This window comes from Ochrobactrum sp. PL_is501, assembly GCF_055816895.1.
Genome location: NZ_JBVPGR010000036.1, coordinates 519,306 through 533,640 on the forward strand (window position 1 = coordinate 519,306; position 14,335 = coordinate 533,640).

Annotated in this window: 17 protein-coding genes; 10 read left to right on the forward strand and 7 right to left on the reverse strand. The window is 59.5% G+C overall.

The window, feature by feature from the left end:
* Nucleotides 1-152 precede the first annotated feature (152 nt).
* Both AC0TOF_RS15785 and AC0TOF_RS15790 read right to left on the reverse strand, forming a co-directional pair.
* The gene (locus AC0TOF_RS15785; protein ID WP_473768952.1) at nucleotides 153-2,702 is read right to left on the reverse strand and encodes an ABC transporter permease; all 2,550 of its coding nucleotides are present in this window, start codon (nucleotides 2,700-2,702) and stop codon (nucleotides 153-155) included.
* Nucleotides 2,699-3,427 carry an ABC transporter ATP-binding protein gene (locus AC0TOF_RS15790; RefSeq protein ID WP_122003000.1) on the reverse strand — a complete coding sequence of 243 codons (729 nt, stop codon included), beginning with the start codon at nucleotides 3,425-3,427 and terminating at the stop codon, nucleotides 2,699-2,701. Before AC0TOF_RS15790 ends, AC0TOF_RS15785 begins: the two co-directional genes overlap by 4 nt.
* Nucleotides 3,428-3,547: 120 nt before the next feature.
* Between AC0TOF_RS15790 and AC0TOF_RS15795 the strand changes: the two genes are divergently transcribed.
* Both AC0TOF_RS15795 and thpR read left to right on the forward strand, forming a co-directional pair.
* Complete coding sequence (locus AC0TOF_RS15795; protein WP_122002999.1) at nucleotides 3,548-4,267, forward strand: arylesterase; 720 nt, start codon at nucleotides 3,548-3,550, stop codon at nucleotides 4,265-4,267.
* 178 nt (nucleotides 4,268-4,445) lie between these two features.
* Nucleotides 4,446-5,042: an RNA 2',3'-cyclic phosphodiesterase gene (gene thpR, locus AC0TOF_RS15800; RefSeq protein WP_121980662.1), complete on the forward strand. Its 597-nt coding sequence runs from the start codon at nucleotides 4,446-4,448 to the stop codon at nucleotides 5,040-5,042.
* Here the strand turns inward: thpR and AC0TOF_RS15805 are convergent.
* Nucleotides 4,946-5,473: a low molecular weight protein-tyrosine-phosphatase gene (locus AC0TOF_RS15805; RefSeq protein ID WP_473768953.1), complete on the reverse strand. Its 528-nt coding sequence runs from the start codon at nucleotides 5,471-5,473 to the stop codon at nucleotides 4,946-4,948. The genes thpR and AC0TOF_RS15805 overlap by 97 nt on opposite strands.
* Before the next feature lie 56 nt (nucleotides 5,474-5,529).
* On the opposite strand from AC0TOF_RS15805, the gene AC0TOF_RS15810 reads away from it, so the two are divergent.
* Nucleotides 5,530-5,820, forward strand: a complete 291-nt coding sequence (locus AC0TOF_RS15810; RefSeq protein WP_473768954.1) for a 4a-hydroxytetrahydrobiopterin dehydratase — start codon at nucleotides 5,530-5,532, stop codon at nucleotides 5,818-5,820.
* Between the two features lie 2 nt (nucleotides 5,821-5,822).
* On the opposite strand, the gene AC0TOF_RS15815 is transcribed toward AC0TOF_RS15810, so the two are convergent.
* A complete protein-coding gene (locus AC0TOF_RS15815) occupies nucleotides 5,823-6,320 on the reverse strand; it encodes a hypothetical protein (RefSeq protein WP_473768955.1) in 498 nt (165 codons plus the stop codon).
* A gap of 240 nt (nucleotides 6,321-6,560) precedes the next feature.
* On the opposite strand from AC0TOF_RS15815, the gene AC0TOF_RS15820 reads away from it, so the two are divergent.
* From AC0TOF_RS15820 to AC0TOF_RS15835, 4 genes are all read left to right on the forward strand, one after another.
* The gene (locus AC0TOF_RS15820; RefSeq protein WP_122002995.1) at nucleotides 6,561-6,938 is read left to right on the forward strand and encodes a YkvA family protein; all 378 of its coding nucleotides are present in this window, start codon (nucleotides 6,561-6,563) and stop codon (nucleotides 6,936-6,938) included.
* Nucleotides 6,939-7,359: 421 nt separating this feature from the next.
* Nucleotides 7,360-7,863 carry an invasion associated locus B family protein gene (locus AC0TOF_RS15825; RefSeq protein ID WP_122002994.1) on the forward strand — a complete coding sequence of 168 codons (504 nt, stop codon included), beginning with the start codon at nucleotides 7,360-7,362 and terminating at the stop codon, nucleotides 7,861-7,863.
* Nucleotides 7,864-8,137: 274 nt separating this feature from the next.
* Nucleotides 8,138-9,373 (forward strand): dual-specificity RNA methyltransferase RlmN, encoded by a 1,236-nt coding sequence (gene rlmN, locus AC0TOF_RS15830; RefSeq protein WP_473768956.1) that lies wholly within the window; start codon nucleotides 8,138-8,140, stop codon nucleotides 9,371-9,373.
* A 17-nt stretch (nucleotides 9,374-9,390) separates the two neighbouring features.
* A complete protein-coding gene (locus AC0TOF_RS15835) occupies nucleotides 9,391-9,903 on the forward strand; it encodes a hypothetical protein (RefSeq protein ID WP_473768957.1) in 513 nt (170 codons plus the stop codon).
* A 5-nt stretch (nucleotides 9,904-9,908) separates the two neighbouring features.
* Here the strand turns inward: AC0TOF_RS15835 and AC0TOF_RS15840 are convergent, their stop codons facing one another.
* Nucleotides 9,909-10,568 (reverse strand): LysE family translocator, encoded by a 660-nt coding sequence (locus AC0TOF_RS15840; protein ID WP_121981389.1) that lies wholly within the window; start codon nucleotides 10,566-10,568, stop codon nucleotides 9,909-9,911.
* Between the two features lie 73 nt (nucleotides 10,569-10,641).
* Here AC0TOF_RS15840 and AC0TOF_RS15845 point away from each other — a divergent pair, with 73 nt between their 5' ends.
* Together AC0TOF_RS15845 and AC0TOF_RS15850 are read left to right on the forward strand one after the other, a co-directional pair.
* Entirely contained in the window at nucleotides 10,642-10,941 is a 300-nt protein-coding gene (locus AC0TOF_RS15845) for a putative quinol monooxygenase (RefSeq protein ID WP_473768958.1), read from the forward strand.
* 132 nt (nucleotides 10,942-11,073) lie between these two features.
* Nucleotides 11,074-12,294 carry an argininosuccinate synthase gene (locus AC0TOF_RS15850; RefSeq protein ID WP_122002992.1) on the forward strand — a complete coding sequence of 407 codons (1,221 nt, stop codon included), beginning with the start codon at nucleotides 11,074-11,076 and terminating at the stop codon, nucleotides 12,292-12,294.
* A gap of 219 nt (nucleotides 12,295-12,513) precedes the next feature.
* Here AC0TOF_RS15850 and map read toward each other — a convergent pair whose 3' ends face one another.
* On the reverse strand, nucleotides 12,514-13,302 hold the full coding sequence (map, locus tag AC0TOF_RS15855) for a type I methionyl aminopeptidase (RefSeq protein ID WP_122002991.1): 789 nt from the start codon (nucleotides 13,300-13,302) through the stop codon (nucleotides 12,514-12,516).
* Nucleotides 13,299-13,523: a ParD-like family protein gene (locus tag AC0TOF_RS15860; RefSeq protein WP_473768959.1), complete on the reverse strand. Its 225-nt coding sequence runs from the start codon at nucleotides 13,521-13,523 to the stop codon at nucleotides 13,299-13,301. The genes map and AC0TOF_RS15860 overlap by 4 nt, the downstream gene beginning before the upstream one ends.
* Before the next feature lie 136 nt (nucleotides 13,524-13,659).
* On the opposite strand from AC0TOF_RS15860, the gene AC0TOF_RS15865 reads away from it, so the two are divergent.
* The gene (locus AC0TOF_RS15865; protein ID WP_473768960.1) at nucleotides 13,660-14,211 is read left to right on the forward strand and encodes a MarR family winged helix-turn-helix transcriptional regulator; all 552 of its coding nucleotides are present in this window, start codon (nucleotides 13,660-13,662) and stop codon (nucleotides 14,209-14,211) included.
* Nucleotides 14,212-14,335 lie beyond the last annotated feature (124 nt).

Genomic DNA, 14,335 nt, shown 5'->3' on the forward strand with positions numbered 1-14,335 from the left:
CCAGCATGCCTGCCTGACATTATGGGGATTTCGGCGCTCTCCTACAAGTAGTTCCTGTAAAAAAACGTGATGTAGCGACTTGAAAAGCGAACCGCATTATCCATGCGATCCAAGGGGTTAAGCTTATTTTCTGCCTTTGCGTTACAAATCGTTCATATGGTTCTGAGCACCTTTGCGGGCTTCTGGCCTAAAACGCGCCATGTTCCCGCAAGGCCGAAGCCGACCGTCAGCACCAGCGCCATGGCCACCGTCATCAGCGCCACATCGGGCAGGAAGCTTGCTTTCAGCTTCATGATTTCGACGACGACATACCAGCCCGCCGCGCTGCCGGCGGCAAGGGCAAAAAGGGCCGTCGCCAGCCCGAGCAGCATATATTCAAGCACATAGGCCGTAATCAGCGTGCCGCGCGTGGCGCCCAACGTCTTCAGCACCACCGCATCGTGGACGCGGGCGCGGTTGCCCGCCGCCAGCGCCCCGCCCAGCACCAGAACCGATGCGGCAAGCGCAATGGAGGCGGCGGCGCGGATGGCGGTGGCAAGCTGGCCGATCAGATCATTGGCGACATTGAGCGCATCGGTCACGCTGACCGTGGTGACGGCGGGCCAGGTTTTCGTGACCTGGCGCAGCACGTCGGGCGCAAGGTTTTTCTGGCCGTCGGGAATGGTGAGCGTCGCCAGCCAGGTGGCAGGCGCACCGGCGAAGGTATTGGGCGAAAACACCATGACAAAATTCATGGCCAGCGTTTCCCACTGCACCTGACGGAAGCTTGCGATCTTCGCGGTGATGTTGCGGCCAAGCACATTGACCGTCACCGTGTCGCCAAGCTTCAGGCCCAGTTCCTTGCCCTCGCGCTCCGCGAAGGAGACCAGCGGTTCACCATTGTAGCCGGGAGACCACCATTCGCCTTCGGTCAGCGTCGAGTTTTCAGGGACCGTATCGGAAAAAGTTATGCCACGGTCACCGCGCAGCACCCAGGCAGCTTCCGGCGGAATGGTCATGTCGCGCACATTCTTACCGTTGAAGGCCACAATGCGCCCGCGCAGCATCGGGCCGGAGGTGAGCTTGCCGTCGGGCACGATGCCGCTGACCAGTTTGGTGAAATCGCCGATATCGCGGTTCTGGATATCGACAAAGAAGAAATCCGGGGCTTGGGCCGGAATATTCTCGGTCACCTGTCGGCGCAGATTGCCGTCGATCAGCGCAATCGCCACCATCAGCGTCAGACCAAGGCCGAGCGACAGCACCACGGAAGGCGTCAGCGCGCCGGGACGATGAATATTGCCGACCGCAAGCCGCAGTGCGGTCGAGCGCACACGCGGGACACGGCGGGCAAGCCAGCGAATGCCGTCCGCGACCAGCCGCAACACACCGAAGGCAGCAATGGCCGAGACGATGAAAATGGCTGCGATGCGCCGGTCATAGGCGACGTAAAGCGCCAGCCCCGCAAGCGCTGCAATCAGCAGAACGGCGAGAACGAGATAGAGGAACGGCGGCAGGCCGCGCTGTTCAAAGCCCTGCTCGCGGAACAGCGCCGTCGCCGGAATGTCCCGCGCCCTGCCAAGCGGAATGATCGCGAAGGCAAGCGTGGTGATGAGGCCAAAGACGGCGGCCAGCGCCAGTGCTCCCGGAAAGAAGCCGCCGCCACCGGCGACCGGCAGATAATCGGCAAGCGCCATTGCTGCTGCATAGGGAATGATCGCCGCCAGAATCAGCCCGAGCGCGATGCCGATCAGGCCGATCACCATGATCTGGACGAGATAGACCAGCACGGCGAAACGCGCGGGCGCGCCAAGCGACTTGAAGGTCGCGATCACGCCGCGCTTGCCATCGAGATAGGCGCGCACCGCATTAGCAACGCCTACACCGCCGACGATCAGCGCCGTCAGGCCCACCAGTGTCAGGAATTGCGAGAAGCGCTCGATATTGGCACTGAGCGCCGGCGCGGCATTGGCGCGGGAACGAATGTTCCAGCCCGCGTCGGGAAAATCGGCAGCGGCCTGCCGCCTCACTTCGGCGATTGCCGCATCCGTCGCCCCGTCCGGCAGGGCAACCTTGTAGATGTGATCGACGAGGCTTCCGGGTTGGATCAGGCCGGAAGCCCTGAGGCCATCCAGCGAAACCAGAAAGTGCGGCGCGAAATTGAAGCCGGACGACAGCAGGTCCGGCTCGCTCTCGATCAGGCCGCGCAGTTCAAAGGCTTGCGAACCGAGCAGAACCCTTGCGCCGAGCGACAGGTCCATGCGGTTCAGAAAATCCTGCGTCACGGCGGCGCCATAGACGCCGTCCTTCTCGCCCATCATGGAGCCAAGCGATTGCTGCGGCTGGACCTTCAGTTCACCATAGAGCGGATAGGCGGCGTCGACCGCCTTCACCTCGACCAGCGACTGGTCGGAGCCATCGGGCAGGCGCGCCATGGAGCGCATCGTGGCGCTTGCCGCGACCTTGCCCTGCTTGTCGATGAAGGCGCGTTCTTCCGCCGTTGTTTCGCGCTGATTGAGCGCAAAGCTGACATCACCGCCCAGAATGGTCTGGCCTTCCGAGGCAATGCCGGTGCTGACCGAGCGCGCCACCGAATTGACGCCGCCGATGGCAGCAACGCCCAACGCGATACAGGCGAGGAAAATATAGAAACCGGCAAGCCCGCCGCGCATTTCACGCAGCGCAAAGCGGAGAGCGAGCGAGAAAGACCTGGCCGCACTCATGCGCCTGCCGCCAGCGTTTCGAGGATGGAGCCGCCCTGCGCGGGTTCCTCGATCCGACCCGAACGCACCGGAATTTCAATGTCACAGCGCGCCGCAAGCGCGGGATCATGCGTGACCAGCACCATGGTCAGGCCATTTTCGCGCTGCTTGGCAAACAGGAGATCGGCAATCTGGCGACCCGTCGCGGTGTCGAGATTGCCGGTCGGCTCGTCGGCAATCAGGATTTTAGGCGAAGGCGCCAGAGCGCGGGCAATCGCCACGCGCTGCTGCTCGCCGCCGGAAAGCTCGGACGGGTAATGGGTGAGCCGCTCGCCAAGGCCGACGGCGCGCAATTCGCGCTCAGCCACCTCGAACGCATCGCGGCGACCGGCAAGCTCCAGCGGCACGGCGACATTTTCAAGCGCGGTCATGTTGGGAATGAGGTGGAAGGACTGGAACACGATGCCGATATTGGCGCCACGAAAAGCAGCGGCCTGATCTTCGCTCATCCGGCTGATCGTCTCACCCGCAATCTTCACAGTTCCGTTATCGACATGTTCCAGACCGGCCAGAACCATCAAGAGCGTGGACTTGCCGGAACCGGACGGACCGACGATACCGACCGACTGGCCTTGCGATATATGAAGGGAAACGCCCTTCAGCACGTGGACCAACGAGGCGGCGTGCCCAAGGGTCAGATGAACGTTCTCAAGTTCGATAATCGGGCCAACAACCTGTTCCGTCACGCAGTTTTTATCCTATATGAATAATAGCGCGCCACAAATTTGAACCTATGTTGCGCCAATTATTGAAGAGAAGTCCGGCGGGCCAGTTGCCCACAGCCCCTCAAATATGGGTTTTCGACGATGTGTTTCAAACTCTCAATTCCGGCATGGCTCCCTGTTTTTGCGGCGATTGCATCTTTTATGGCGGCAAGCCCCGTCATTTCGGCGCAGGCGCAGGAAGAACCGACCGGCCTTGAAGACGCATTGCCGACCGAGCAGCTGTCCCAGATAAGGATTGTCGGCTTCGGCGACAGCCTGATGGCGGGCTATCTGCTGCCTTCCAATGCCGCCTTTCCGCAGCAGCTTGAAAAGGCGCTCAACGACAAGGGCATCGAGGTTTCGATCGAGAACGCGGGCGTGTCGGGCGACACCACCACGGGCGGTCTTTCGCGGATCGACTGGTCAGTTCCCGATGGCACCGATCTCGTGATCCTTGAACTTGGCGCCAATGACGCGCTGCGCGGCATCGAGCCCGACATTACCGAAAAGAACCTCGACGAAATGCTGGCGCGCCTCAAGCAGCGCGGCATTTCAGTCATTCTCGCCGGCATGATGGCCCCGCCCAACATGGGCAAGGATTATGCCGCCAAATTCAACCCGATCTATCCGAAGCTGGCGCAGAAATACGGCGTGCCGCTCTACCCGTTTTTCCTCGACGGGGTAGCAACGAAGAAGGAGTTTCTGCTCGAGGACGGAATGCACCCCAATGAGAAAGGCGTCGAAACGATGGTGACCAATTTCATGCCCACTATCGAAAAGAGCCTGACGGATATGCAAAACAAGGGGACATCGGGAGGCTGACGCCAGCCGGGAGCATAAACAGCTTGCCCCCGACAGGAAACTTTGATTCGCTCTAGCTGCATCGGCAAATATCGAATCATCGATGGAACGATGCACTGACACTCTGGGTTAGAGCGTCTTTCACGCATCCAGCCGGATGCAGGCGCTCTGACAGGGAACGCTTCGAGGAGGATGCCTTATGCCGCGTCTTTTCACTGCCCTCGAAATCCCGCGTGATGCCGCGCTTTCGCTCTCGTTGTTGCGAGGCGGTCTTCCCGGCGCACGCTGGATTGATGTCGAAAACTACCACATAACGCTGCGTTTTATCGGAGATGTGGAAGGCCACGTGGCCGACGAGGTTGCCAATGCGCTCGATCGCGTGCGGCGACCCGAATTCATGCTCAACCTCTCGGGTGTCAATGCGTTCGGCTCCAAAAAGCCGCACAGCATCTATGCGGGTGTATCCCCCTCGCCTGAACTCAATGCATTGCAGGCGGAAATCGAACGTATCTGCCAGCGGCTGCACATTCCCGCCGATCCGCGCAAGTTCACGCCGCATGTGACGCTGGCGCGGCTCAGAAACGCCCGCATCGACGATGTGGCGCGTTATCTGTCCTCACGCGGCAACTTCGCGACGCTGCCCTTCAAGGTGGGACGGTTCGTGCTGATGTCGTCGCGCGATTCGGTTGGCGGCGGGCCTTACATCGTGGAAGAAGCCTGGCCTTTGGTCGCCGTTTCCCGCACGGGCCAGAACTGGTCGGCAAGTGCGATGGAAGCCGCCAGAACCATCCGGTAGACCTTTTCGAAATCCCCGGTCCCGCCATAATAGGGGTCGGGGATTTCAACCGCCCGCCCTTCGGCAATCTCGGTGAAAAGCCCGATATGCGCGCTTGCATTTGCGGGCTGTCGCCCGGCGATCATCCGCATATTGTAGCGGTCCATCCCGAGGATCAGGTCGAAACGGCTGAAATCACCTGCGATCAGCTGGCGGCAGCGCTGCCCCGAAATATCGAGACCATGACGCGCCGCAACGCTGATGGAGCGTTCGTCCGGTTCCTCGCCGGTATGGTAGCCATTGGTTCCGGCGGAATCGACCAGCACATGGCGGATGCCGCGCTTTTCAAGCACCTGCCCCATCACGCCTTCGGCCAGCGGAGACCGGCAGATATTGCCGGCGCAGATGAAAAGAATGCTGTTTGGCGCTGATGCGGTCACTGATACGGTCACGGAACTCTCGCGTTCATGATAAGTTGTTTCAGAAACCGCAACATAGGCGAAAGACGATGACACGCAACCGGCTGACGGAAAACGAACTGAACGAAGCGCTCAAGGATCTTGACGGCTGGCAGAAGGTTGACGGACGCGAGGCGATTTCCAAAAGCTTCAGGTTCAAGGATTTCAACGCCGCCTTCGGCTTCATGGCGCGCGCGGCGCTTCACGCGGAAAAGCTCGACCATCACCCCGAATGGTTCAATGTCTATAACCGCGTCGATGTCACGCTTGCCACCCACAGCGAGAACGGCATTACCGAACTCGACATCAAGCTTGCGCGCAGGATGAACGCTCTAGCCTGAAGTTAAAGCTTTGAGATATATACATAAATCTTCCGGCGATCATAATTGAAGCTGCCATCGGGGTTGCGGCTGGAATAGGGAAGAACGCGGGTCAGATTGATGCGGTCCTGCCAGTTCTGGCCAAGCTTGCCGCCATGGACGCCACGGATATAGACGTCGCCGAGCGAAATGGCGGCGTGGAAAACATGTCCCGCCTGCACGTCATAGAAGCCGATGGCCTTGCCATAGGGCAGCGCCGAATAGCCGTTCCATTGTTCGCCCGCCCGGAAATTCAGGATGGGTATCCAGTTCTGGCTGGAGGTGCCGCGCAGGGTGTTGAGCGAGATTCCAGCGCCGAAGAGGAACCGCAGATAGACGGCGGCATCGTAGCATCCGGCCTCGAACAGATCGATGGTGATGTAATCGTCCTCGCTTCCGGCGGCCAGCAGCTGGTTGCCGCGAAACAGCCGTGTTGAGCGGTCGCTGCGGATGAAGTTTTCGCCATAGCCGGTCAAATGCATCAAAACCTCCATTCATGCGGCATCGCTCCAGCGTGAAAGCGATCCGGTCGAATCTGTATTTTGGGGATTTGGCGGGGGCCTTGTAGCTGATGGTTCTGGCAGGATCGGGCGGGGGGAGAAATGGTCCGGACTTGCACCGGACTTGCCCCGGACTTGCAAGAGCGACGCAAACTCCCCATTTTCAGCCGGTCATAACCTGCATTCGATGATCGGAATCAGGACGACAGGAGTTGAACGAGAATGGATGACGTCAGAATCGGTGAAATCCTCGAACCCGGCAGCGAGAGCGAATTCAAGAAGCGCAGCGAGCGGGTGAAGAACGGATTCTGGAAGGCCGCGCGCCGCGCCGGTCGCATGGTGCCGTTCATGGACGAGGTTGTTGCTGCCTATTACTGCGCGCTCGACCAGAAGACGCCGACCCGCGTGCGCATGACGCTGATGGCCGCACTTGCCTATTTCGTCCTGCCCTTCGACGCCATTCCCGATCTTCTGGCCGGTATCGGCTTCACGGATGACGTTGCCGTGCTGATGGCGGCACTGACCGCCGTTCGCGCCCACATCACGCCCGCGCACCGGCTGGCTGCGAAGCAGGCGTTGGAGGATCAAGTAGGGCAGTAGGGCAGTAGGGCAGTAGGGCAGTAGGGCAGTAGGGCAGTAGGGCAGTAGGGCAGTAGGGCAGTAGGGCAGTAGGGCAGTAGGGCAGTAGGGCAGAGAAGGATATGGTTGGCGCGGTCATCCGCAACCAAAACATACTCCCCTACTCCCTTACTCCCCTACTCCCTTAACATACTGCCTTACTGCCCTACTGCCTTATTGCCTTATTGCCTTATCGCCTTACTGACGCCGCTTTCTTTTAATTCAACTTCCCCCAAGGGATGGCGGGGCGACTTGGCTGCTCATTCAAGTTTTCTTTCGAAACTTCACCGTTTGGTAACCCAGATTAAGGCATTTTAATCGGCAACTGAGCGGGACGGCGTGATGAACGGCGGCATCCCGATATTCAAGTTTGAAGCAAACGAAAGAGAACCGGTAAAAACCAATGCTTGGAAAATCGATCGTCGCGGCTTCTGTGTTCATGATTGGGATGGCGGGCTCGGCACTCGCCCAGACCCCGAGCCAGATCAGCCAGTTCAATGCCTGGGGCGCCTACAGCTATCAGTCGGGCAACGGCAAGGTCTGCTATGTCCTCTCCGTGCCGACCCAGAAGGCCCCGGCCTCTGTCGATCACGGCGACAACTTCTTCCTCGTGAGCCAGAAGCCCGGCCAGAACATCTCGTTCGAACCGCAATTCATGGCCGGTTACGACCTCAACGCCAATGCCAAGGTCGTCGTTTCCATCGGCAACCGCAGCTTTAACATGTTCGTCAACGGCAAGTCCGGATGGATGGAAAATGCTGCCGAAGAGCCGCAGCTCATCGCAGCCATGCGCGGCGGTTCGGAAATGAAGGTGCAGGCACAGTCGAAGCGCGGCACCAAGACCAACTACACCTATTCGCTCAAAGGTATTTCGGATGCGCTGAAAGCCATCCAGAAGTGCAAATAATCCACGCGACTGGATGACTTTTAAAGCCGGGCCTTCAAGTCCGGCTTTTTCTTTTGCGCTGCCTTCATGCATGGCAGCCTGGATTTCGTGTGGCCTGGATTTCGTGTGGCCGGATTTCGTGTGGGATGACGAATGCGATATTGTGTGCTATTAGCGCGCGCATCAGGATCGCAATGTCGGCTGTCCGACCCTATTTATCCATGAATTCGGGCCAGATTATCTGGCGAAGCTTATCGAGGCGCTCAAGGCGCTCGTCTCCAACAGTTGAAAACAGATGTCCATTTCGTTCGACCTTACCATTGATGATACGCGTGACCAGCTTGCCCGCCATGCGCGCGCCAGCCTGGAGGCGAAGCCGTCGCTGATCGGCATGTTGCGCGAGGAAATGGCCGAAGCGCTGATCAAGGTCGGCGTGCCGGAACGGCAGACGAAAATGCGCATCAGCCAGCTCTGGCACTGGCTTTATGTGCGCGGCGTTTCCGATTTCGCCGACATGCGCAATATTTCCAAGGATCTGCGCGCCCTTCTGGCGCAGCATTTCACTATTCAGCGCCCCGAAGTGGTCGAGGAACAGATTTCGCAGGACGGAACCCGCAAGTGGCTGTTCCGCTTTCCGCCGCGCGGTGCTGGCCGTCCGGTCGAAATCGAAAGCGTCTATATTCCGGAGGAAGGTCGCGGGACGCTGTGCATTTCCTCACAGGTCGGCTGCACGCTCACCTGCTCCTTCTGCCACACCGGCACGCAGAAGCTGGTGCGCAACCTGACTGCGGAAGAAATTCTGGCGCAGCTTTTGACCGCCCGCGACCGGCTTGGCGATTTTCCGGACAAGGACACGCCCGATGGCGCCATGGTGCCTGCCGAGGGCCGCAAGATCACCAATATCGTGATGATGGGCATGGGCGAGCCGCTCTATAATTTCGAGGAAGTGAAGAAGGCCCTGCTGATCGCCTCCGATGGCGACGGCCTCTCCCTTTCCAAGCGCCGCATCACGCTTTCGACCTCCGGCGTCGTGCCGGAAATCTATCGCACCGGCGACGAAATCGGCGTCATGCTTGCCATTTCGCTGCATGCCGTGCGCGACGAATTGCGCGACATTCTGGTGCCGATCAACAAGAAGTATCCGCTGGAACAGCTGATCAAGGCTTGCCGCGAATATCCGGGCCTGTCCAATGCCAAGCGCATCACCTTCGAATATGTGATGCTGAAGGACATCAATGACAGCCTGGAGGATGCCAAGCTTCTGGTGAAGCTGTTGCAGGGCATTCCGGCCAAGATCAACCTGATCCCGTTCAACCCATGGCCCGGCACGAATTACCAGTGCTCGGACTGGGAGCAGATCGAGAAATTTGCCGATTATGTGAATGCGGCTGGTTACGCATCGCCGATCCGCACGCCGCGCGGCCGCGACATTCTCGCCGCCTGCGGCCAGCTGAAATCGGAATCCGAACGCCTGCGCAAGAGCGAACGCCTTGCGCTGGAAGCAATGATGATCGCAGGGCACGGCGAATAAACCGAGGGGGAGCGCGCTTGAACGATACTTTTGACTACATAACGCGCTTCGTCATCGTGGTATTCGGCTATTGCTGCGCTGTGCTGGCGGCAGGCTGGTTTCTGGCCGCCATCCTTTTCCGCACCCTGGGCGTCGATTCGCTCATGAATGATTTTATCTCGTTCGCCACGGTAGCCGTCGATTCAGACGGCGGAACCTATTGGGCCACAACCAGCTTCTGGAGCTCCGTCTTCGTCGGCGGGTTCGCGCTTGCCATGCTGGCCGGCGGGTTCAGCTTCGTGCCCGCCCTCGTCCTTATCGTTCTGGCTGAAGCGCGCGGTTACAGGTCGTCGCTCTATTATTGCGTCGCGGGCACGCTGATCGGGCTTGCCGCCGCAAGCGCATCGCTTCCCTTCAGCGACACTCGCAGCGTGTCGGAAAGCTCGCTGTGGATTGCCGCCATAGCAGGGGCCGGCGTCGTCGGCAGCTTCGTCTACTGGCTGCTCGCAGGCCGCAAGGCCGGACGGCTTTTATCCCATCCGGCAGAGTAAGCGTTTTACTTCGCCTGCGCTGTGATGATCTTCAGCGCGAAGGCGGAAAATACACCCGCAAACATCCAGTCCACGATGCGCGTCACGGTCGGGTTCTTTTTCAAAAGCCCGGCAAAGCGGTCCGCCGCCACCACCATCGGTATGGTGAAGGGCAGCGCCATCGGAATGAACGACAGGCCGAGGAAGAACAATTTGCCCATGGCATGCGGGTCGTGCGCGGAGACAAATTGCGGCAGGAAGGTCATGTTGAACAGGATGATCTTCGGGTTGAGCAGATTGATGCCAAGCCCGGTCAGCCAGTTCTGGAACAGCGTATGCTTCTTGCCGCCATTCTTTTCCGGCGAGAAGGCCGATCCCTTGCGGATCGCCTGCACCGCGAGCCACACCAGATAGCCCGCACCCACGATCTTGAGCGCCGTGAAAGCCGCAGGCGAGGCGATGATCAGCGCCGAAAGGCCGAGCGCCACCATGGTGGTGTGAATGACGATGCCGGTGCTGGCGCCAGCCATGCAGGCAAAGCCCGCGGCCTTGCCTTCAGAAAGGGCGCGCCCGACGAACAGCGTCATGTCCGGGCCGGGGGTGATGGAAAGGATCGCCGTTGCAATCGCGAACTGGACAAAGATCGTCCATTCAGGGATGAAGGTCAGGTTTGTCAGAAAAGACATCGAGATGTGCTCCAAGAGATGGCGCACGCTAGAATAATTTCCCGGCAAAGGGAACAGCGGAATGGAGACCGGAATGCTGCTGATCGTGGGGACCGTCCGCCTGCCGCCGGAAAACCTCGACCGGGCGCGCAAGGCCATGCAGGCCATGATTGCGGCCAGCCGCGCGGAGGATGGCTGCGTGGACTATGGCTATGCCGAGGACGTGCTGGAACCGGGCCTGATCCACGTCAAGGAGTTCTGGCGCGACCGCGCCTCGCTGAACCGGCATTTTGCCTCCGCCCATATTGCCGAATGGCGGGCCGCCTGGCCCGAGCTTGGCATCGGCGACCGCAATCTGGTTGTTTATGAGGTGGGCGAACCGCAGGCTACATGATACCGCATCAGTTTTCGCGATAAGTCGCAGCCCTTCGGCTTGCGCGGCGCTTGGCAACTGATAAAAGACTTGCGGATATATCAGTTGGGTTCCACCAGAGCCTCAACCGCACCGCATTGGACGGAAGTAACTATGAGCAAGCTGAAAGACGTTAAGAAAGTCGTTCTCGCCTATTCGGGCGGCCTCGACACCTCGATCATCCTGAAGTGGCTTCAGACGGAACTGGGCGCGGAAGTCGTGACCTTTACCGCCGATCTCGGCCAGGGCGAGGAACTTGAACCGGCCCGCAAGAAAGCGGAAATGCTGGGCATCAAGGAAATCTTCATCGAGGACGTGCGCGAGGAATTCGTGCGCGATTTCGTCTTCCCGATGTTCCGCGCCAATGCCGTCTATGAAGGCGTCTACCTGCTCGGCACCTCGATTGCCCGCCCGCTGATCTCCAAGCACCTGATCGATATCGCCAAAAAGACCGGCGCCGACGCCATCGCGCATGGCGCGACCGGCAAGGGCAACGACCAGGTCCGTTTCGAGCTTTCGGCCTATGCGCTGAACCCGGACATCAAGATCATCGCCCCATGGCGCGACTGGTCGTTCAAGAGCCGCACGCACCTGCTCGAATTCGCCGAGCAGCACCAGATCCCCGTCGCCAAGGACAAGAAGGGCGAAGCGCCGTTCTCCGTCGACGCCAACCTGCTGCACTCCTCGTCCGAGGGCAAGGTTCTGGAAGATCCGGCTGTCGAGGCGCCGGAATATGTGCATATGCGCACCATTTCGCCGGAAACCGCGCCCGACAAGGCAACGATCATCAAGATCGGCTTTGAAAAGGGTGACGCCGTTTCCATCAATGGCGAGCGCCTGTCGCCTGCGACCCTTCTTGCCAAGCTCAACGACTATGGCCGCGACAATGGCATTGGCCGTCTCGACCTCGTGGAAAACCGCTTCGTCGGCATGAAGTCGCGCGGCGTCTACGAAACGCCGGGCGGCACGATCCTGCTTGCCGCGCACCGCGCCATCGAATCGATCACGCTCGACCGCGGTGCGGCGCACCTGAAGGACGAGCTGATGCCGCGCTATGCGGAGCTGATCTATTACGGCTTCTGGTTCTCGCCGGAACGCGAAATGCTGCAGGCCGCAATCGATCACAGCCAGCGCCATGTCGAAGGCGAAGTCACGCTCAAGCTCTACAAGGGCAATGTGATGGTGATCGGCCGTGAATCGGAAAAGTCGCTCTATTCCGACAAGCTCGTCACCTTCGAAGACGATCAGGGCGCCTACGACCAGAAGGACGCGGCAGGCTTCATCAAGCTCAATGCGTTGCGGTTGCGCACGCTCGCCGCGCGCGACAGGAAATAAGCCTGATTGGCTGATCCAAGCACCCTCGTCCTTCGAGGCTCGCTTCGCTCGCACCTCAGGATGAGGGTTACTGCGGGCGCTACCGCCCTTCACCTCATGGTGAGGTGCGAATGAACCCTGAGCTCGTCGAAGGGGAAATGAGCCTCGAACCACGAAGGTGAAAGGTCAGGGAAACCAAAATGCAAAACGCCCTCCCCGTCGGAGGGCGTTTTTCTTTATTCAGGCCGCATGTTTGATGCTGGCCAGCATCTTTTCCTCGCCCGGACGCAAGGTCAGCACCCGCACGCCGTTCGAGGTGACCGCCACCGTATGCTCGAACTGCGCCGACAGTTTTCCGTCGCGCGTCACCACCGTCCAGCCGTCCTTTTCCTGCTTCACCTTGGCCGTTCCCTGATTGAGCATCGGCTCGATGGTGAACACCATGCCTTCGCGCAGGCGAACGCCGGTGCCGGGCTTGCCGAAATGCAGAACCTGCGGTTCCTCATGCATCTCGCGACCGATGCCATGACCGCAATATTCCCGCACGATGCTGTAATCATGCCGCTTGGCGTGGCGCTCGATGGCATGGCCGATATCGCCCAAGGTCGCGCCGGGGCGCACGGCGGCAATCCCCTTCCACAGCGCCTCATAGGTCACCCGGACGAGGCGCGAGGCAAAGGGCGCGACTTCTCCGACCATGTAGGTCTTGCTGGAATCGGCGATATAGCCGTCCTTTTCCAGCGTGATGTCGAAATTGATGATCTCGCCGTTTTGAATGATCTCGTCATGCGACGGCATGCCATGGCAGACGACCTCGTTCTTCGAGCTGTTCAGCACATAAGGATAGTCATACTGCCCCTTGCTGGCAGGCCGCGCCTGCAATTCGCGGGTGATATAATCCTCAACCAGATCGTTGACTTGCATCGTGGTCATGCCCGCCAGCGGCGTGCGGTCGAGAAGGGCAAAAACCGAGGCGAGCAGCGCGCCGGATGCCGCCATCTTTTCCACTTCGGCCGGGGTCTTGGTCATGACGGCTGCTGCACTGCCAGAACCGGCAGAACCGGCAACTCGACCTGTGCCGAGCGCAACTGCATCTGCACGATCTCGTTGAACGACAGGTCGGGATACGCCTGCGCCAGCATGCCGATCTTCATCCAATATTCTGCCTGCGCATTGATCGAACGGCACATGACGTCGCTCGCCTTGCGCAATTCCTCGTGCAGCTCGTCGCCAATCTTTACGATACCCATGGCAATATCCAGTGTAAGCGTTTTATATACGAACCATATATAAATCGTATAAATCCATTCATCAAGCCTTCTACTCTTCCTTCTCAGGCAATCAAAACCCTTGCATTTAATATGGCACCGTACTATATGCCGCCGTATGGAAATTATCGAGCAAAAGCATCATGCCCTTCTGGGTGAAATGGAACGCCGGCACAGCCCGTCCACCGACGCGCTGAAAGCCTGCTTTGAAGTCTTGTCGCTTGCTGCGGCCATTGACCGGGATTGCGCCAACCGGCTGGCGCCGCACAAGCTTTCGGAGGGCAAGTTCGTGCTGCTGTTTCTGCTGCACAATGCGCCCGACGGCCTCTCGCCGCACGAGCTTTCGGAACGTGCAGGCGTGACGCGCGCCACCATCACCGGCCTGCTGGACGGGCTGGAGCGCGACGGTTTCCTCAAGCGCCACGCGGATAGCGAGGACCGCCGCAAGCTGGCTGTCCGGCTGACACCCGAAGGTTCGCTGCTGGCGCAACAGCTTTTCGAACAACATACCGCATGGATTGCAAGCCTGATGAGCGATCTCTCGTCAGGCGAACAGCAGCTTCTCAGCACCTTGCTGCGTCGCATCTGGAGCCGCACCGATGCCGGTCGCTCCTTCAAGATCAATGAAACCCTAGGCTGTAGTGATGAATTAACTCATGGTTCGGTATGAGCGAAAATGGTTCAGCTTTAGGAGCGAAACCGAAGATGGGGTGGTTCCCCCATTGAGGTTTTGCGACGCCAAGATGGGACATTTTCGTCATATCGCGAAGCGACGTGGTGTATTTTCCCTCTGA

Bases quoted from the DNA above. Each gene is read 5' to 3' on its own strand.
- AC0TOF_RS15785 (WP_473768952.1), bottom strand. From the start codon at position 2,702: ATGAGTGCGGCCAGGTCTTTCTCGCTCGCTCTCCGCTTTGCGCTGCGT.
- AC0TOF_RS15795 (WP_122002999.1), top strand. From the start codon at position 3,548: ATGTGTTTCAAACTCTCAATTCCGGCATGGCTCCCTGTTTTTGCGGCG.
- thpR (WP_121980662.1), top strand. From the start codon at position 4,446: ATGCCGCGTCTTTTCACTGCCCTCGAAATCCCGCGTGATGCCGCGCTT.
- AC0TOF_RS15810 (WP_473768954.1), top strand. From the start codon at position 5,530: ATGACACGCAACCGGCTGACGGAAAACGAACTGAACGAAGCGCTCAAG.
- AC0TOF_RS15815 (WP_473768955.1), bottom strand. From the start codon at position 6,320: ATGCATTTGACCGGCTATGGCGAAAACTTCATCCGCAGCGACCGCTCA.
- AC0TOF_RS15820 (WP_122002995.1), top strand. From the start codon at position 6,561: ATGGATGACGTCAGAATCGGTGAAATCCTCGAACCCGGCAGCGAGAGC.
- AC0TOF_RS15825 (WP_122002994.1), top strand. From the start codon at position 7,360: ATGCTTGGAAAATCGATCGTCGCGGCTTCTGTGTTCATGATTGGGATG.
- rlmN (WP_473768956.1), top strand. From the start codon at position 8,138: ATGTCCATTTCGTTCGACCTTACCATTGATGATACGCGTGACCAGCTT.
- AC0TOF_RS15840 (WP_121981389.1), bottom strand. From the start codon at position 10,568: ATGTCTTTTCTGACAAACCTGACCTTCATCCCTGAATGGACGATCTTT.
- AC0TOF_RS15845 (WP_473768958.1), top strand. From the start codon at position 10,642: ATGCTGCTGATCGTGGGGACCGTCCGCCTGCCGCCGGAAAACCTCGAC.
- AC0TOF_RS15850 (WP_122002992.1), top strand. From the start codon at position 11,074: ATGAGCAAGCTGAAAGACGTTAAGAAAGTCGTTCTCGCCTATTCGGGC.
- map (WP_122002991.1), bottom strand. From the start codon at position 13,302: ATGACCAAGACCCCGGCCGAAGTGGAAAAGATGGCGGCATCCGGCGCG.
- AC0TOF_RS15860 (WP_473768959.1), bottom strand. From the start codon at position 13,523: ATGGGTATCGTAAAGATTGGCGACGAGCTGCACGAGGAATTGCGCAAG.
- AC0TOF_RS15865 (WP_473768960.1), top strand. From the start codon at position 13,660: ATGGAAATTATCGAGCAAAAGCATCATGCCCTTCTGGGTGAAATGGAA.